This is a genomic window from Burkholderia sp. WSM2230, from assembly GCF_000472445.1.
Classification (GTDB): Bacteria; Pseudomonadota; Gammaproteobacteria; order Burkholderiales; family Burkholderiaceae; genus Paraburkholderia.
Genome location: NZ_AXAJ01000001.1, coordinates 1068234 through 1084771, shown reverse-complemented (window position 1 = coordinate 1084771; position 16538 = coordinate 1068234). Strand labels below are relative to the sequence as shown.

13 protein-coding genes are annotated in these 16538 nt (G+C 61.6%); 10 read left to right on the top strand and 3 right to left on the bottom strand.

Annotated elements, in window-relative coordinates:
* Positions 1-143 precede the first annotated feature (143 nt).
* Entirely contained in the window at positions 144-1628 is a 1485-nt protein-coding gene (locus A3AC_RS0104925; RefSeq protein WP_025597699.1) for a hypothetical protein, read from the bottom strand.
* Positions 1625-2692, bottom strand: a complete 1068-nt coding sequence (locus A3AC_RS0104920) for an acyltransferase family protein (RefSeq protein ID WP_025597698.1) — start codon at positions 2690-2692, stop codon at positions 1625-1627. The genes A3AC_RS0104925 and A3AC_RS0104920 overlap by 4 nt, the downstream gene beginning before the upstream one ends.
* 312 nt (positions 2693-3004) lie before the next feature.
* Between A3AC_RS0104920 and A3AC_RS0104915 the strand changes: the two genes are divergently transcribed.
* The gene (locus A3AC_RS0104915; protein ID WP_025597697.1) at positions 3005-3988 is read left to right on the top strand and encodes a GlxA family transcriptional regulator; all 984 of its coding nucleotides are present in this window, start codon (positions 3005-3007) and stop codon (positions 3986-3988) included.
* 237 nt (positions 3989-4225) lie between these two features.
* Here A3AC_RS0104915 and A3AC_RS0104910 read toward each other — a convergent pair whose 3' ends face one another.
* Positions 4226-4444: a hypothetical protein gene (locus A3AC_RS0104910; RefSeq protein WP_025597696.1), complete on the bottom strand. Its 219-nt coding sequence runs from the start codon at positions 4442-4444 to the stop codon at positions 4226-4228.
* A gap of 555 nt (positions 4445-4999) precedes the next feature.
* On the opposite strand from A3AC_RS0104910, the gene A3AC_RS0104905 reads away from it, so the two are divergent.
* The 9 genes from A3AC_RS0104905 (at position 5000) to A3AC_RS0104865 (ending at position 16534) form a co-directional block, all read left to right on the top strand.
* Positions 5000-5992 carry a GlxA family transcriptional regulator gene (locus tag A3AC_RS0104905; RefSeq protein WP_025597695.1) on the top strand — a complete coding sequence of 331 codons (993 nt, stop codon included), beginning with the start codon at positions 5000-5002 and terminating at the stop codon, positions 5990-5992.
* A 106-nt stretch (positions 5993-6098) separates the two neighbouring features.
* Entirely contained in the window at positions 6099-6575 is a 477-nt protein-coding gene (locus tag A3AC_RS0104900; protein ID WP_025597694.1) for a hypothetical protein, read from the top strand.
* A gap of 365 nt (positions 6576-6940) precedes the next feature.
* Complete coding sequence (locus A3AC_RS0104895; protein ID WP_025597693.1) at positions 6941-9370, top strand: flavin monoamine oxidase family protein; 2430 nt, start codon at positions 6941-6943, stop codon at positions 9368-9370.
* 220 nt (positions 9371-9590) lie between these two features.
* Positions 9591-10481: a nitrilase family protein gene (locus A3AC_RS0104890; RefSeq protein ID WP_025597692.1), complete on the top strand. Its 891-nt coding sequence runs from the start codon at positions 9591-9593 to the stop codon at positions 10479-10481.
* A gap of 54 nt (positions 10482-10535) precedes the next feature.
* Entirely contained in the window at positions 10536-11705 is a 1170-nt protein-coding gene (locus tag A3AC_RS0104885; protein ID WP_025597691.1) for a substrate-binding protein, read from the top strand.
* A gap of 94 nt (positions 11706-11799) precedes the next feature.
* Complete coding sequence (locus A3AC_RS0104880; RefSeq protein WP_025597690.1) at positions 11800-12633, top strand: branched-chain amino acid ABC transporter permease; 834 nt, start codon at positions 11800-11802, stop codon at positions 12631-12633.
* Positions 12626-14485 carry an ABC transporter permease subunit gene (locus tag A3AC_RS0104875; protein WP_025597689.1) on the top strand — a complete coding sequence of 620 codons (1860 nt, stop codon included), beginning with the start codon at positions 12626-12628 and terminating at the stop codon, positions 14483-14485. Before A3AC_RS0104880 ends, A3AC_RS0104875 begins: the two co-directional genes overlap by 8 nt.
* Positions 14482-15195: a branched-chain amino acid ABC transporter ATP-binding protein gene (locus A3AC_RS0104870; protein WP_025597688.1), complete on the top strand. Its 714-nt coding sequence runs from the start codon at positions 14482-14484 to the stop codon at positions 15193-15195. Before A3AC_RS0104875 ends, A3AC_RS0104870 begins: the two co-directional genes overlap by 4 nt.
* Positions 15196-15226: 31 nt before the next feature.
* Complete coding sequence (locus A3AC_RS0104865) at positions 15227-16534, top strand: amidase (RefSeq protein ID WP_025597687.1); 1308 nt, start codon at positions 15227-15229, stop codon at positions 16532-16534.
* Positions 16535-16538: the final 4 nt, after the last annotated feature.

The window sequence follows — 16538 nt, the reverse complement described above, 5'->3', positions numbered from 1 at the left end:
CAGCGCGATGATGACAATTCGTCGCTTATTGCAGATGGGAAATCGGGACGATTGCCCCAGATGCTTCACGATCCGCCACATCGAATCGTCTTTATGATTTGTTTTGCTGCGTGCAGCCAATTTTGATGTGGCGGATCGCCGAGTCACAGCCTGGCGCTGACCGCGATCTGAGGCACGTCGCGCGGACTGCGCGGCGGCCGCTTGCCGCGCGGCCATTTCAATGCAAAGCCCATGGGCACACCGAACAGTACCACCCAGCGAATGACGTAATACACAAGCACATTCGAATCGAACAGAAAGAACAGGAACGGCAACGGCCATAGTACGGTTCGAAGTGCCGTCCATCTTGACGAGTGCCGTCCCACCCGGTTGAGCGCGACAAGAAGCCAGATGGGTATCGCAAACGAGAGCGCGAATCCCGGCAGCCCAAAGTTGACCAGAAGCTCGCCCGGCATGCCGAACAGCAAAGTGGTCTTGTCCATCGTGCCGCGCTCCAGCGCGCGCACGATCTCGCTTTTCTCCTGTGCGAAAGTATCGGGCTTGTCGTGCCACAGCGCGCCTGGAATAATTGACGCGAGTGCCCCGACAAAACTGCGGCCCATCGCAAGTTCGTAAGATGGCTTTTCTACTTCATTAATGGCGACGGCCTGCACGTCGAAGCGCGACAGGTCGCGAAACAGAAACGCGCTCAAGGGTCCCATGCTCACTTCCAGGTCGCGTTGTTCTGCAAAGCGTTGTGGCAGTTTTGCGAGATCCGAATAGCCGAGACCGAGCTTCAACGGTATCAGGAGAATGCCTGTGAGTGCGACGCCTATGCCAAATGTGCGTGCCTTTCTCGCGCTGATAGGCTTGACAAAACCGTGATAGATGAATAGTGCGAACACGAGTACGAACACAATCCCCTGCCGGCTACCCGCCACGCCGGCGGACAGCCATCCCAAAGCTCCCAGTTGCACGAATGCAATCGTCGTAAAGAGCAGGTTCCGGCGCCTTCGCATGGTGAGACAAACGAACACCCAAAGCGGCGACGTGTTGGCGAAAGCCTGAATCACGCCGAGTCCACGAAACGGATCGTAGTCGGTTCCGTTACTCTCCACGCGTGTGTTGTAGAGCTGGACGACGTGCGAATAGCCACCGAGCTTCACGTACATGAAAGCCAGCGCACATAGCGACAGTGCCGCGAACAGATACGCAAGCCCCCCTGCCCTAGCGGTTGTATCCGTCGGTGCACTCCATTGAGTCAATGCTTTGCCGTTGATATCGAGAGCAATCCTGGTCAGCGCAATACCGGCGATGCTCAACAAGTACCAGACGACCACCGGCGCGCTGTCCTGCGGAAACAGCTTCAAATAGATTTCGTCCCCGACCAGCAATTGCCAGAGCGGAAAGACTCCAAAAAAGAACAGAAGAAAAATGCGGAACCAGCGGACCGTCGGATTGCGCGGCTTGATCGACAGAATCATTGCGATCAGGATGCCGTTCAGAATGATGGTCAGTGTGTGAGCGCGTGCCGTGTAAAGAACCACAAGTGCTATTGAACAGACCGCCCCGGAAACCAGAGCGAGCCGCAGGCCTTTCAGGTTGCTCGGCGGCGCAGGTACCCGCTCGCTGGATTTGATCGCGTTCATTGCGGCCATGTCTGTGTTGTTTTCGTCTGCTCCACCGCTCCATGTACTGCGTCGGAAAGCCGTGCAGTACGTTTGCGTGAAGCGCTTTTTATCCATCGGTACAGATTGACTTCGACCAGCGAGAAACATGCGTAGCCGGCTACCAATGCACTCGCAACGAGGACGGTGACGCAGAGCACCGGATAGTGCTGAATGCCGGTTCTTTTCACAATCAAGGCCGCGGCGGCCAATGCGAAGGGATGTGCGAGATACAGCGAATATGAGGCAGCGCCAATGGCCGTTGCAAGTCTGCCGGCAATCGTCTCGCATGCTGCGCGAACGAGCAGTTCCATCCTGACCAGGCCGGCAAAGACCATCATGAAGGGCAAGCCGTAACTGATTACTCGCCCGTCTGCCGTGCTGGTACCCGGCATGACAACGAGGGCCACTATCCCAACCACGACCAGCGCGACGCTTAATGGCAGCGGTCTGGATTCTTCACGTACGTATAGATAGGCGGCGATTCCCATGACGAACTCGAGCAGCAAAGGCGAAGTGACGAATTTCAGTGTGGGATTCGACGGACTCAGCATTACACCGCCTGCAACGAGAGCAATCAACGCCGCACAAGTGGAAGCGAGACGCCCATTCATTGGAAGGCTCAACGACACGGCGAAGACAAGGTAGAACAGGAACTCGTAACTCAACGTCCAGCCAGTCTGTATCAGGAACTTGTCGCCGGTCGGAATTAACGTGAAGGAATTGACGATGGTCGTCGTACCGCCACTGCTGTTCACGACCGCGGGGTTCACCAGAAAGACCGCCAGCGCAACAAGCGACAGAGTCCAGTAAAGCGGGACGATTCTAAGTACGCGGGCCTTGAGAAAGTCGCGAGCGGTGATTTGCCGGTTCATCGTTACGTGGCACATGATGAAGCCGGAAATGATGAAGAACAGATCCACTCCCGATCCGCCGAACTCCCACGTTGCGCCCGTGCCCGATATCTGCCCTTGCCTATGAACGGCATGGCAGACAACTACGAGGACTGCCGCCAAGGCTCGCAAAACCTGTACGGAATACAACATGTGAGCTCCCGACTGCCAGATGACGTTGATCGATTACCGCACACTCTCGCGGTACGGCTAGCGATTCAAGCGGTCGATGTTAGCATCGGCCTCAAATCAATTCCGTCATAACGTTTGGTGAATTCCGCCACATTGATGCTGTTGAGTCCCGAATCAAACTGTCAGGCCGCCACTTATCACCGCATGCCAACATGTTGGCAGAATCCGCCACGCGTCGATTCGCCATAAAAAGTCTCGGTAGCATACGTTCGAGCGATTGAAGACAGCTTCGAAAGAACAACAAAAGTCAAACATCTCCGGGAACGTACGACAATGGGGCCTCGCAGCGATCAAGCTAACGAGAACGCACTTGAGACACACTCTTCGACACATGAGGGCAGCGCAAGGCACATTGGCGTTGCACTCTTCAATGGGTTCGCGCTTCCGGACGTTGCGTCCATCATCGAAGTATTCCAGTCGGCCAATGCGTTAGGCGACCCCGAGCAATCCGGGCGCCCGCATTACGAAGTCTCGCTTCTGTCGGCATCGGGTGGGCGTATAGCGAGTTCGTCGTCGGTGTTTATCTGGACCGATGGCGTAGCTTCTCTGCGGCGGACCGACAACTTTCACGCGCTCTTCATTGCCGGCGGTATTGGCGCGACGACAGCCTTTCGCGACGACCGTCTGATCGTGTGGCTTCGACGCGTGTTTCCCGCCAGCACGCTCGTTCACGCCATCGCCGAAGGAAAGTTGCTGCTCGACGCCGCGGGCGTCACAGCCACCAGAAGCGAGCGAACCGGCAGGCAACACGACACGCATGCTAGAGCCGCTTCACGCGCGATAGATCATTCGCTGAGCCCGCTGCAAGTCGCCTTGCGCATCGTAGAAGCGGACATCGGCGCCGAGATCGCACGCCAGGTGGCAGAGTGGGTCGCACCGCGGCAGAAGCTCGCGACAGATGCGAACATTCGCGCGACACCGACGCCCCATGTCAGCGAACAGATTCAGGCCTCCGCGCGATGGCTCGAAGCCAACGGCACGCGTCCCGTTTCCATTGAAGCCGTAGCGCAGATCGCCGCGATGAGCGAAAGGAATTTCCTGCGGCGGTTCAAGAGCGAGATGGGCGTTACGCCTTCGGACTATCTTCTTCAGGTGCGACTCGAAATGAGCTGCAAGCTGCTTGCGAACACGAGCCTGCCCGTCGACAAGATAGCGCGCCGCTGCGGTATCGGCAGTGGTGGACGCCTCGCCAAACTGTTCCGCAAGCATCTTTCGACCACCCCGACTGAATACCGGATGATGCAGCAAAAAGGCTAACAAAGTCCTCACGACAGCGAGTTAGTTTTCTTCCTGCCATGTCAATTGGCTATGTTATTCGCCGCATTCTCAATGGATGCCGGTTATGCCCGCGAAGAATATAAGAATATATATAGAAATGAAAAGCAGACGGCGCAATCGAATCCACTTGACGAATAACGAACTTCTGCCAGACCTCACCGTTTCAATTTAGCCACATTCCCACGGCACCACAACCGATCCGATGAGAAGAACGGACTAATCCGCACGCGAGACGCGGCTGCGAGTGCTTGAATCGAGCGTCGCCAATAGCTCTGCAACGCTCAAATGCGGCAACTTCCGGGCGATCATATCCCAGAAAATAAGTTCGTGCATAGCGGTGGCATCCTCGGGAGTATCCCACTCGCGTGCGCCGACGATGGTATCGGCCGTCTCGCAGGCCGCATCCACGATTGCCTGAATGTATTGTTTGTGCATACCCGCGTTAACGACCGGCCTCTCCACTTATTTAGCCTCGCGCGCAATCGTTTGCGAAAAACCCTGTTCCCTTCAGACGTGGTAAGGGCCGCCGGCGGCCCAGTCGGGAAGGCCTTCCAGCGATTGCGCCCGACCGTGCGCATTATTGATGTGCAACGCTACGTGCGCGTCCGCAAAAAGCGGCCCGTGATTTTTTCTCGCGGCTGAAGACGCACAAACCCACACCTGAATATGTTGTAATTTTCAGTAACTTACCGGCCTTATATCCAGATGTGATGCGGATGACCACAAACAGTGCTATATAGACAAGCCTTGCTTTCGCAAAAAGACGCGCGAAATAATCGATCGGTCTTTTATTGCCGATGTAAGGAGGTCGATGGGATAAATGCGCCGTTAGCATGCATGTTTCATATGGGTCTGATGTCGCGAACAGCCAATTTGTTGGCCGATTCAGCCATGTAATAATGAACTGCAAGTCGATCGTATAGGATTGGTTCACAACAACAAAAGACAGAGCCAGAAGGCTTTGCAGGCCAATATATTCCGGGGAAAAAGATGGAGCTGATAGAAACTCTACCGCGCTGCACACCGCAAAGTATCGATTCGACGCAAAAGACCGAGGTAGCACATGTCGATATCGCATTGTTCAATGGTTTCGCATTGCCGAAAGTAGCAGCAATCATCGAAGTCTTTCACAAAGCCAATGCGCTAACCGCTTCGCACCGCAACGGCCGCGTGTACGACATCTCATTGCTATCGGCGTCAGGCGGCCGGATTGCGAGTTCTTCGTCGGTATTCGTCTGGACGGAGAGCGTCGAAACGCACAGGGGCACCAATGACCGCCATTTGCTGTTTATTGCGGGCGGCGCCGGCATTCAACAGGCCTGTCGCGACGAGCGCCTCAGCAACTGGCTGCGGCGCCGGCATCCTTTCAGCGAAATTGTTCATCCCATTGCGGAGGGCCGGCAGCTTCTCGAGGCGACCGGCTTGCCGAGCCGCTATTGCCCTCTCATGTACGGCCAGCAGGACGCACAGGAGCCCTATTCCAGGCGGCCGCTAACGGAAGCGCCGACAGCCGTCAGCACGGCATTACGTCTGGTCGAGGAACATCTGGGCTCCGACCTGGCGAGGCAGATTGCGGAGTCTATCGCGCCAGAGCACAGGACACCGTTCAGCAGTGCGATGACGCGTGGCGCGTCGCACCAGGTCAGTGAAAAGATCATGGCCTCGGTGCGCTGGCTCGAAGCGAACGTCGATCGTCCTGTTTCGATCGACGCCGCCGCACAGGTCGCCGCAATGAGCGAGCGCAACTTTCTGCGGCGCTTCAAAAGCGAGATCGGCATGACACCTTCCGACTACCTGCTTCGCGCACGCTTGAACATGAGCTGCAGGATGCTGGTCGAATCGCGCTTGCCGGTCGACAAGATTGCGCGGCGCTGTGGGATTGGCAGCGGCGGTCAGTTGGCCAAACTATTCAGAAAGTACCTGGCGACCACGCCGTCCGACTATCGGATGAGCAAGGGCGCTCCGCTGAGCAATCTTTCCTGAGCGGGCACAGCGCCTTCGTTTCCATTTCCTTTACGCATCGCCGGCTACGCCGCTTGTTGCATCTTGCGCGGCAGCGTCCGCCGTCATCGACTTCGCGATTCCGACCATGATCCACGCAACAACGCGCCGCTCATTTTTTCATGCCACGGGCGCTGAGGCTCTTTATCGTAGCAAGCCGGCATTCACCAACGCGTTGCCGCTTCGAATCGGTCTGCGTTTATGGGGTTTCGACAAACCTGAAGTGCTACGCTGGGGCGAAAACCTGCCGACGCTCGGGGGCCGGCTCGCGTGGGAGATCATGCACGATCCCGATAGCGATGGAGTCGACGTCGTGATCCACCTCGTACGCTCGTCCGCGTCGGCACTCGGTTCGTTCTGCTGGAACTGCGTGGGTGCAAACCGCGCGATGCACGGCGCTCAACATGGCTCCGCTCTCAACGTGGCGGTCTTTTCGGGCGACGCGCGCCGCTTGCCGGCGCAGCTCAACGGGCTATGGGTGATCGCAGGCAAACGCTCTGAAGAAGATGCGGTTCACGAAGTCGCCCGCACGCTCGTAGTTCCACGTGCGATGAATGCACGGTGATGCGTTCGCATCTCCACGTCACGAAACGCTGACAACTCACCCTTCCCTGTTCGTTTCTCCGTCACGCGATTCGCTTCCTTGCCGGCGCACGGCGCCCACGATAGTAACTTTCCTAGCGGTATCAACGTTCACGCAGCAACGCTGCCGTCGCCGCTGCATGCGGCCGGACTCACCGCTGGCGTGGGTCGGCCGCTCATCGGCCGCCGCATCCGCTGGCCGGCGATGTCCGCCCCGGGCACGTCATGCATTGCTTGCCGCGCGCCCTTCATCCGTCATGCGCCGCCAGCGGCCTGCGCTCACACATGCTGTGAAGCCAGTCGATTCACGCCGTCATGACGTCGAGACAACTCAACAGGGAATACAACATGCCTCATATCGAACCTGGCTCCTCTTCATCTGGTAGCGACCCGCATCTGCCGCCGCCCGGCGGAATGCCCTCCGAGCCGGCCAGACCGGCGGCCACGCCGCAGCCGCTTGCACCCGGGCTGCCGCCTGCCCGAGCGCGGGGCGCGGAACGATCGGGAGAGACGGCACCCGCGGCGCGCCAGCGCCAGGCGCTGCCCGCAGCGACGCCCGAGGCAGGCGCGCCAGCCTCGCGCACCCAGTGGCCATCAGGCAAGGCGTTCATGGGCGAGCATCTGAAGGCGAGCGGTTCGGGCGCGCTCGCTCGCGACAACACGTTGTCGACAGTCGGACGCGCACTGCCGCCGCTGACTCCGCAATCGGTCGGCCGCTATTTCAAGGAGCCGGTGGGCGACTGGCCGCGCGATCGCAACAAGCTCGGCCCCGCAGTGAACAGGAATCTGACCCGGCTCGCCAGCATGGAAGCGGGACCGCAGCGCGAGCAGCTGCACCTCGAAACGACGCTGCAATGGCACGCGCTCTGCGAGGCCGAGCAAGGCGACGTGCTCAACACTCTCGGTGCCGAGCAGTCCGAACTTCTCGGCGACACGACACGTCAGGCTGCACACGATCTGCCGCGCACGCCGGTGCGCGACTGGCTCGAACATACAGCGGTCTTCATGAAACCCGAGCGCGCCGCACAACTGCTCAATTCGTGCACGCCGGAGGCCCGTCAGAATCTGGCCATGCCAATGAAGGCCGCCGGCGACGACGCAGAGCTCAAAGCACTGCTGAAGGACCGCTTTACCGATCTGCGCATGACCATGCCGCTCGATCACATGTACGACTACACCGGCTTCTGGTGGGACAACAACCGCCAGGTCGGCACCTTACCGGAAGGCGTGGCGGAGAACATCAAGGTGTGCGTGGTCGGCGCGGGCCCGGCCGGCATCATGGCGGCGGACGCGCTGAACCGCATCGGCGTGAAGCCGAACGTACTCGAGCAGGCGGACCACATCGGCGGACGGATTGCCTCTGGGCGCTGGGAAGGCGACCCGACGCCCTATCATCCAGGCGGCATGCGTTTTCACACGACGCGCGGCAACTTCTACTGGAGCATTGCCGACCACTATGGGCTCGAGCATGTGCCGTTTCCGAACTCGAGCTCGGTGCCGACTTCGTACATTATCGGCGGCAAGGTTTATGAAGCGCAGCCGGGCGAGCCGCCCGAGAACGCAACGATGCGCAAGGTCGCCGAAGACGTGATGCGCTCGATGACCGAGCCGCTGCTCGCGCCGATCCGCGAGGCGCGCGACGCGGGCGATACCGCGCGTTTTCGCGAGCTTTGCGACGATGCAAAGCAGAAGTTCGACAGCCACACATTCCAGTCCGGCCTGAAGGCACTGTTGAACGAAAAGGGCATTACCTGGAACAAGGACGAATGGCGCACGTTCGGCGCGACCGGCATCGGCGTGGGCGGCTATTCTGGCTACTTCAGCACGGGCTTTCTGGAGGAATTCCGCTTCCTCGTGGACGAGCGTCTCGAGGATCACGTCGCGCTCGTCGACGGCGCGGATGCGCCGCTGCACAAGATGATCGAGGACAGCGACGATCTGCCCGAAGGCGCCGTATCGCTTGCCGAGCAGAACGCGATTCAACTGAACGCCGAAGTCACGAGCATCAAGAAAGTGGACGGCAAGTATCACGTCACGTGGCTCGACAAGACGAACAACGAAACAAAAACAGAACAGTACGACGAACTATTTTTTGCCGGCGGTCCGCGCGAGGCCGTACGTCTTGGACTGACCGGTCCGCAAGCGGGTTCGGAGCCGCTCCTGCCGGAAGACTTCGCCGCCGCCATCAAGGACGCACGTGTGGTGGGCGCCACCAAGATGGCTGTCAAGATCGCCGCGGACCTGATGGAAGATCGCGAACTGCCGGGCAATGTTCAGGCTGACGAACTGTTCCAGCAGTCGTATGTGGTGCCGGCCGGCGACGGCGGCGCCGTGGTCTACCCGAGCTATACGCTCGGCGACAATTCGACGAAGGTCGCCGGCATGACGGGCCGCGAGCAGATGGACATGTATATCCGGACGCTTCGCGACGTTGCCTCGCGCGATCCGGACAATCCGGCTCATCAGAAACTCGCGAATCTCGCCGACGTCGTCGAGCAGAGCCGCGACGGCATTGCGTACACGCACTGGGGTCTCGAGCGTCACCAGTGGGGCGCGTTCAAGATGGACGGGCCCGACCAGCTCGACAACACGCGCACGCTGTACGCGGCGCTATTGCGGATGAGCGACGGCGCAATCGCGATCGGCGAGGAGCTGACGTTCGAGGGCGGCTTCGCGAGTGGCGCGCTGGCATCGGCAACGCACGGCGTGCAGCAGTTCGTGCGCCGTCAGGGCGGCAAACTGCCGCCGAATTCGCCGTACTACCAGGAGTTGCTGTGAAGGCGCACGGCTCGCCGCAAAACAAGTGCTTTCCCTATAAGCGGCCTTATTGCTTGACATGGGAAATTTGATTTCATAAATTCGATTCCAGTCTGTCGCCATGCATGTTTGTGGCGGCACACGGCAACGTTGCCGTGCTACATGGAAGGCTATGCAGCCCCCTAACTTGCGTTTTCAACGCTGGTCAGGGGGCTTTTTGTTTTGGGAGACGAAAACAGCAATGTCGCACTACGACCTGGCAAAGCCCGGCTTGGAGGAACCCGTCATCGCGTGCGTGCAGATGGAGCCGCACATCGGCGCCAAACGCGCCAACGTGGCGCGCCTGATCCGGCATGTGGAAACCGCCGCGAGCCAAGGCGCGTCGCTTGTCGTGCTGCCCGAGCTGGCGACGACCGGTTACGTGTTCGCGGACCGCGACGAGGCTTTCTCGCTGGCCGAAGGACTGCCCGATGGCGAGAGCGCCGCGCTCTTCGCCGACGCGGCGCAGCGTCTCGGCATTCATATCGTCACGGGCATTGCCGAACGTGCCGGTAAGCGCCTGTATAACTCGGCGCTTTTCACCGGCCCTTCCGGCCACATCGGCATCTATCGCAAGCTGCATCTGTGGAATAACGAAAACCGTTTCTTCGAACCGGGCGACCGCGGCGTGCCCGTGTTCGGCACCCCGCTTGGGCGCATTGCAATTGCAATCTGCTACGACGGCTGGTTTCCCGAGACCTACCGGCTCGCGGCCATGCAGGGCGCGGACATTGTCTGCGTGCCGACCAACTGGGTGCCGATGCCCTCGCAGCCCGACGACCGCTCCGCGATGGCCGCCACCCTGACGATGGCGGCCGCGCACAGCAACGGCATGGCGATCGCGTGCGCGAACCGCATCGGCACCGAGCGCGGGCAACTGTTCATCGGGCAGAGCCTGATCGTGGGCGGGGACGGCTGGCCGTTGGCGGGTCCCGCGAGCATCGACCGCGAAGAAGTGCTGTACGCGACCATTGATGTAAAGCGGACTCGCGCCGGGCGCACGCTCAACGCATTCAATCACGTGCTGCGCGATCGCCGCGCGGATGTGTACGACCCGATGCTGGGCGCGCGCTGGCCTTCTTTCCAGACCTGAGCGCTGCCGTGTTCGTGGAACCTCACCCTACTCACAACCACTGCGAAGGACATCATGAGACCAATCACCAAACTCTTTCTGGTTGCCGCCGTCGCGGCAATCGCCGGCGCCGGGACCTGCGCGAGCGTGTTTGCCGCTGACCCCATCCGGATCGGCGTAGCGGTCGGGCTGTCCGGCGCGAACAGCGTGGTCGCGCCCGCGGTGGTGCAGGCGTCGCAACTCGCCGTCGATGAAATCAACGCGTCGGGCGGCATTCTCGGCCGGCCTGTCCAGCTGGAAATCACCGACGACGCATCCGGCGCAGTCGGCGCGCAGAAGGCCTACGACACGCTCGTGTTCCAGAAGAACGTCGACGCGATCATCTCGATGGAGACGAGCGCCGCGCGCAATGCGGCGCTGCCGATCGTCGCGCGCGGCAAGAAGCCGTTTATCTACACGTCGTTCTATGAAGGACGCTCGTGCAATCCGTGGATGTACGTGAACGGCTGGGTGCCGGAACAGCAGGTTGCGCCGGTGGTCGACTACTTCGCGAAGGCGAAGGGCGCGAAGACCTTCTATCTGGTCGGCAACGACTACGCTTTCGGCCGCGGGATGCTGCAGTTCACGCGCAAATACATCGAGGCGCACGGCGGCAAGGTGGTGGGCGAAGAATATCTGCCGACCGACGGCACGGACTGGACGCCGATTCTCTCGAAGATCCGCGCCGCGCATCCCGATGCGCTGATCAGCGCGACGGCGGGCGGCGCGCCCAACGTCGCACTCGCGAAGCAGTTGAAGGGTTCGGGCCTGACACTGCCGTACGGCAATCTCGCTATCGACGAAGGCACGGCGAAGAGCATGGGCGACGTCGCGACCGGCATCTATATGTCGGGCTCCTATCTAACGAGTATTGATACCTCGGCCAACAAGAAGTTTCTCGCCGCGATGGACAAGCGCTTCGGCAAGGACGTGAAGACGCCGAACGAGCTTTCCGAGCCGCAGTACGAGGCGTTTTTCCTCTACAAGGCCGCAGTGGAGAAAGCGGGCTCCACGGATTCCGCCAAGGTCATCAAGGCGCTCGATCAGGTATCGTTCAATGGACCGCGCGGTCAGATCGAAATGGTCAAGAGCCGGCATACGCCGCTTGCGATGCGTCTCGGGCAGATCCAGCCGGACGGCTCGGTGAAGATCCTGCAGACTTTCCCGGACGTCGATCCGGGCGCGCAGTGCCCGAACATCAAGTAGGCGCTACCGGCAATACGGCATCCGCCTAAGCGCAGCGCCGCCGCGCAATGCCGCGCGACGCCCCGCGTTCTGGCGGATACGAATGGAGACAACCATGGTTCTCGCATTAGACATTCTGACCACCACGGCCGTGCTGTTCATCGTCACCGCCGGCCTGATGGTGATTTTCGGCGTCATGAAGATCGTCAACTTCGCGCACGGCGCGTTGCTGACAATGGGCGCATACGCGAGCTTCGTCGTCACGCAGTTGAAGCTCAACCCGTGGCTCGGCCTGCCGCTTGCCGTCGTGGTCGGCACAGTGGTCGGCATGCTCGTCGAGTGGATCATCGTGCGGCCTCTGTACAAGCGGCCGCTCGACGCGATTCTCGCCACGTGGGGCCTCGGCATCGTGATCGGGCAATTCATCGTGATGACGTTCGGCCGCGAGGTGCAGTTCGTCGAAACGCCGCTCAAGGGCGTGGTTTCGATTGCGGGCACAGACTATTCCGCTTATCGCCTGCTGCTGATTCCGGTTGCGCTCGGCATCTGCGCGGCCATGACTGCGCTGTTGACGGGCACCCGCTTCGGCGTGAAAACGCGTGCGGTCATCATGAATGAAGACCTCGCCCGCGGTCTCGGCATTCATTCGGGACGTATCCGCTTCATCACCTTCAGTCTCGGCGCGGCCTTCGGTTCGCTTGCCGGCGTGTTGATCACACCGTTATCGAGCGTCGACCCTGACATGGGTCTGCCATGGCTCGTGAGCGCATTCATGCTGGTGATGGTGTCCGGCCATTCGATGCTGAGCCTGCTCGTCACCTGCTTCGTGTTCGGTGCGTGCCAGGTGCTGGTCAGCACGTTCGTGAGCCCGGTGCTCGGCGGGCTGACCATCGCGGTGCTTGCCGCGCTCACATTGCGTGTTCGTCCGCAGGGGTTCTCTCATGGCTAAAGTCAACGCGTCGCTGGGTCATGCCGGGCGCGAGCCGTCGCCCGCCGGCAAGCGGCAAGGCAGTCGGCAAAAGCCGTTGCGCGGTGTTGCGGCAATCGGCGTGCTCGGCATTCTGCTGATCGCGGCCGGTCCATTCCTGTTCGGCTCGTACCTGCTGAACGTGCTGATCCAGGCGTTCTTCTTCTCGATTGTCGCGGTGACGGTCGATATTCTCTGGGGCTACACCGGCTATCTGACGTTCGGCCAATCGGCGTTCTTCGGACTCGGCGCCTATGCAGCCGGACTCGTGTTCACGCACGGCGGCTTTTCGACGGCGTACGTGCTGCTCGCGCTCGCGGCCACGCTCGCCGTGACAGCGGGCGTCGCCGCCCTGCTCGGCTGGCTGTCGTTCTATCGCGGCGCTTCGCCGTTCTTTGCCACCGTCATGTCGCTCGTGCTGCCGATCGTGCTGAGCCAACTGCTGCTCTCCGGCGGAGAATGGACAGGCTCGAGCTCCGGGCTGACCGGCTATCAGACTTTCGATCTTTCGCTCGAAGCGTGGTACTGGATCGCAGGCGCGGCGCTCGCGGTCGTCGTGGGGCTCGCGTGGATTTTCGTGCGCAGCGACGGCGGCCGCGTGCTCGCGGCGATTCGCGACAACGAATCGCGCTGCCTGTACCTCGGCATCAACACGTCGCTCGTGAAGATCGTGCTGCTCGTCGCAACCGCTGCAGTGGCCGGCCTCGCCGGCTTCGGGTATGGCTCGTTCAGCGGCGTGGTCGCGCCGGAGCTGACAGGCTTCGTGCTGGGCACGCAACTCATCATCTGGGTCGCGCTCGGCGGACGCGGCACATTGTGGGGCCCGGTGATCGGCGCGCTGCTGATCAACGTCGGTACGTCGTATCTGAGCGGCATCATGCCGTTCGCGTGGCAACTGATACTCGGTGGCGCGTTCGTCGCCGTCATCGTGCTGTTGCCGCAAGGTCTCGTGCCGCTGCTGCTCACGCCGCTGCGCCATCTCGCGGGCGAGGCCCGCGAACCGGAGCTCGTCGAGCGGCCGGTGCACGACGGGCACGAGCCGGATGCGTCAGCCCCTGCGTTGCGCATGAGCGGCGTCGCGCGTCATTTCGGCAGCCTCAAGGTCCTGCAAGGTATCGACCTGGATGCGCAGGCGGGCGAACTGGTCGGCCTCATCGGTCCCAACGGCGCGGGCAAGACGACGCTGATGCGCTGCATGAGCGATGGCGCCGAGCGCTCGGCCGGCACGGTCATGCTGTGCGGCAACGACATCCGGCAATTGCCGCCCGACCGTTGCGTGCGCTTTGGACTCGGGCGCAAGTTCCAGAACGCCAACATCTTCGAAACGCTCACGGTGGCGCAATGTCTGCGCATTGCGGGTACCCTGATCGAACGGCCGTCGTTGGTCCGGCGCTCGGGCACCCTCGCCTTGCCGCCATATGCGCTCGAAGTAGTTCGTGCGACGAACCTCGAGCGCAAGCTCGGCGCCGTGGCCAAAGACCTTTCGCACGGCGAACAGCAGGCGCTCGAACTCGCGATGGTGCTCGCGCTCGAACCGCGCATCGTGCTGCTCGACGAGCCGACCGCAGGTCTCACCAGGACCGAGCGCACGCAGATCGGCAATGTGCTTGCCGCGCTCGCTCACCGGTATAAGCTGTGTTGTCTGCTTGTCGAGCACGACCTCGACTTCGTCGCCGGCATCGCGACGCGCATCGTGGTGCTGCATCAGGGGCGCATCGTGATGCAAGGCGATTTCGACGAGGTGGTCAACTCCGAACTCGTCAGGACGATTTACGCCGGCACCGCGCAAGGCGACGCGGCCGCCGGCGCGGCAACACAACGGGAGGCCTCGTGAGCCAGAGCCAGATCGCGTTGAACCTGAAGGATGTGACAAGCGGATACAAGGCGTCGGTCGTGCTTCGCAAGCTGTCGTTCAGCGTCGCGAATGGCGAGGCCGTCGCGTTGCTCGGCAAGAACGGCATGGGCAAGACCACGCTGCTGAAAACCATCATGGGCTATCTGCCCAAGCAAAGCGGCGCGATTCACGTGCATGGGCAGGACATGACGCGCCTGCCGCCGCATCGCATCGCGCGGGCCGGCATTGCTTATGCGCCGCAGGAACATGCGCTGTTTCAGGACCTCAGCATTCGCGACAACCTGCGGCTCGGGCTTGCGAACGTCTCCGTGTTCGACGAGCGCTTTGCCGGGATCGAGCCGATCTTTCCCGTGTTTGGAAGCCGTCTGCGTCAGTATGCTGGCACGCTGTCGGGCGGCGAGCAGAAGATGCTGCTGGTGGCGCGCGCGCTGATGATGCGCCCTTCGATCATTCTTCTCGACGAGATCACCGAGGGCTTGCAACCGTCGGTGATCGACCGGCTGGCCGAGGCGCTGCTGTGGGAGCGCAGCCGGCATGGCACCACGCTCCTCCTGATCGAACAGAACGTGCCGTTCGCGCTGAAGGTCGCCGACCGTTACGCGGTACTCAAGCAAGGCGAAATCGTCGATGAAGGCAACGCGAAGGACGCAGCAGCAGCCGAATCGATCTACGAACATTTGCGCGTCTGACGCGCGTCCGGAGTTCCGCGATACTCACGCCATGACCATTGCACACTCATTCTATCGACCGCTCTCCGCTCACGCGCTCTTGCAGCGCACGGTCCGCGATCCGCAGGAGCGCGGCCGTCTCGTGCTCGAATCGCTCGCGCGCATTCAGGAAGTCGACGCCGAAGTTCGCGCGATGACCGCCGTCGCGCAGCGCGACACTGCGCTTGCCAGCGCCTCTGCGGCGGCGGGTCCGCTTGCCGGCCTGCCCGTCGCCGTGAAGGACATCTTCGACACGAGCGACTTTGTGACATCGTACGGCTCGCCGATTTACGAAGGTCATCAACCGAAGTCCGACGCGGCCATCGTCACCTTGCTGAAGCGCAACGGCGCGGTCGTGGTAGGCAAGACGGTGACGAGCGAATTTGCCTATATGGCGCCCACCGTCACACGCAATCCCTGTGCTCCGGGCCGCACAGCGGGCGGTTCGTCGTCGGGCTCGGCGGCGGCGGTTGCGGCCGGCATTGCGCCGTTCGCAATCGGCTCGCAGACCGGCGGCTCGACGATACGTCCCGCGTCATATTGCGGCGTCGCGGGCTTCAAGCCGAGCTTCGGCATGCTGCCGACGGTGGGCATGAAATGCTTCTCCTGGTCGTTCGATACGGTCGGCCTCTTTGCCGCCGGCGTGCGCGATGCGGCCTTTCTCGCGCAGGTGTTGAGCGGCCGTTCGCTTGCAGTCCAAGGCAACGGGCAGCCGCCCGTGTTCGGTGTGCCGGAGACTTACCCGTGGACCGAGCCGTCGGCAAATGCGAGCGGTGTGCTCGATACGGCGATACGCGCGACAGAACGCGCAGGCGGCCGCGTGCGCCCGGTTCGCTTCGGCTCGTGGATGGCCGAGCTGATCGCCGCACACGATACTATTCAAAGCTATGAAGCATGGCAGGCGCTCGGCTTCGAGTTCGATCGTTATCGTGCGCAACTATCGCCGATGCTGTTTGCGTTTCTCGCGCGCGCCTCGAATGTGGATGCCGCGACCTATGCGAGCGCGTGCGCCGCGATGAGCGCTGCCAGAAGCAGGCTCGCGGAACTGTTCGAAGGCGTCACGATGCTGCTCACACCGAGCGCGCCGGACGAAGCCCCCGAGGGGCTCGCCTCCACCGGCGACCCCGCATTCAATCGCAACTGGACCCTGCTCGGCTGTCCGTGCGCGAATGTGCCGGGCCTCACAGGCGCGCGCGGCGCGCCCATCGGCGTGCAGGTCATCGGCCGGCCGTGGGACGACGCGCGTTGCCTCGAGGCCGCCGCGTTTGTCGAGCAGGCCATCATGGCAAAGGCTACGCCTGGCGAGCGCGCCGCGCTCTAGCCGG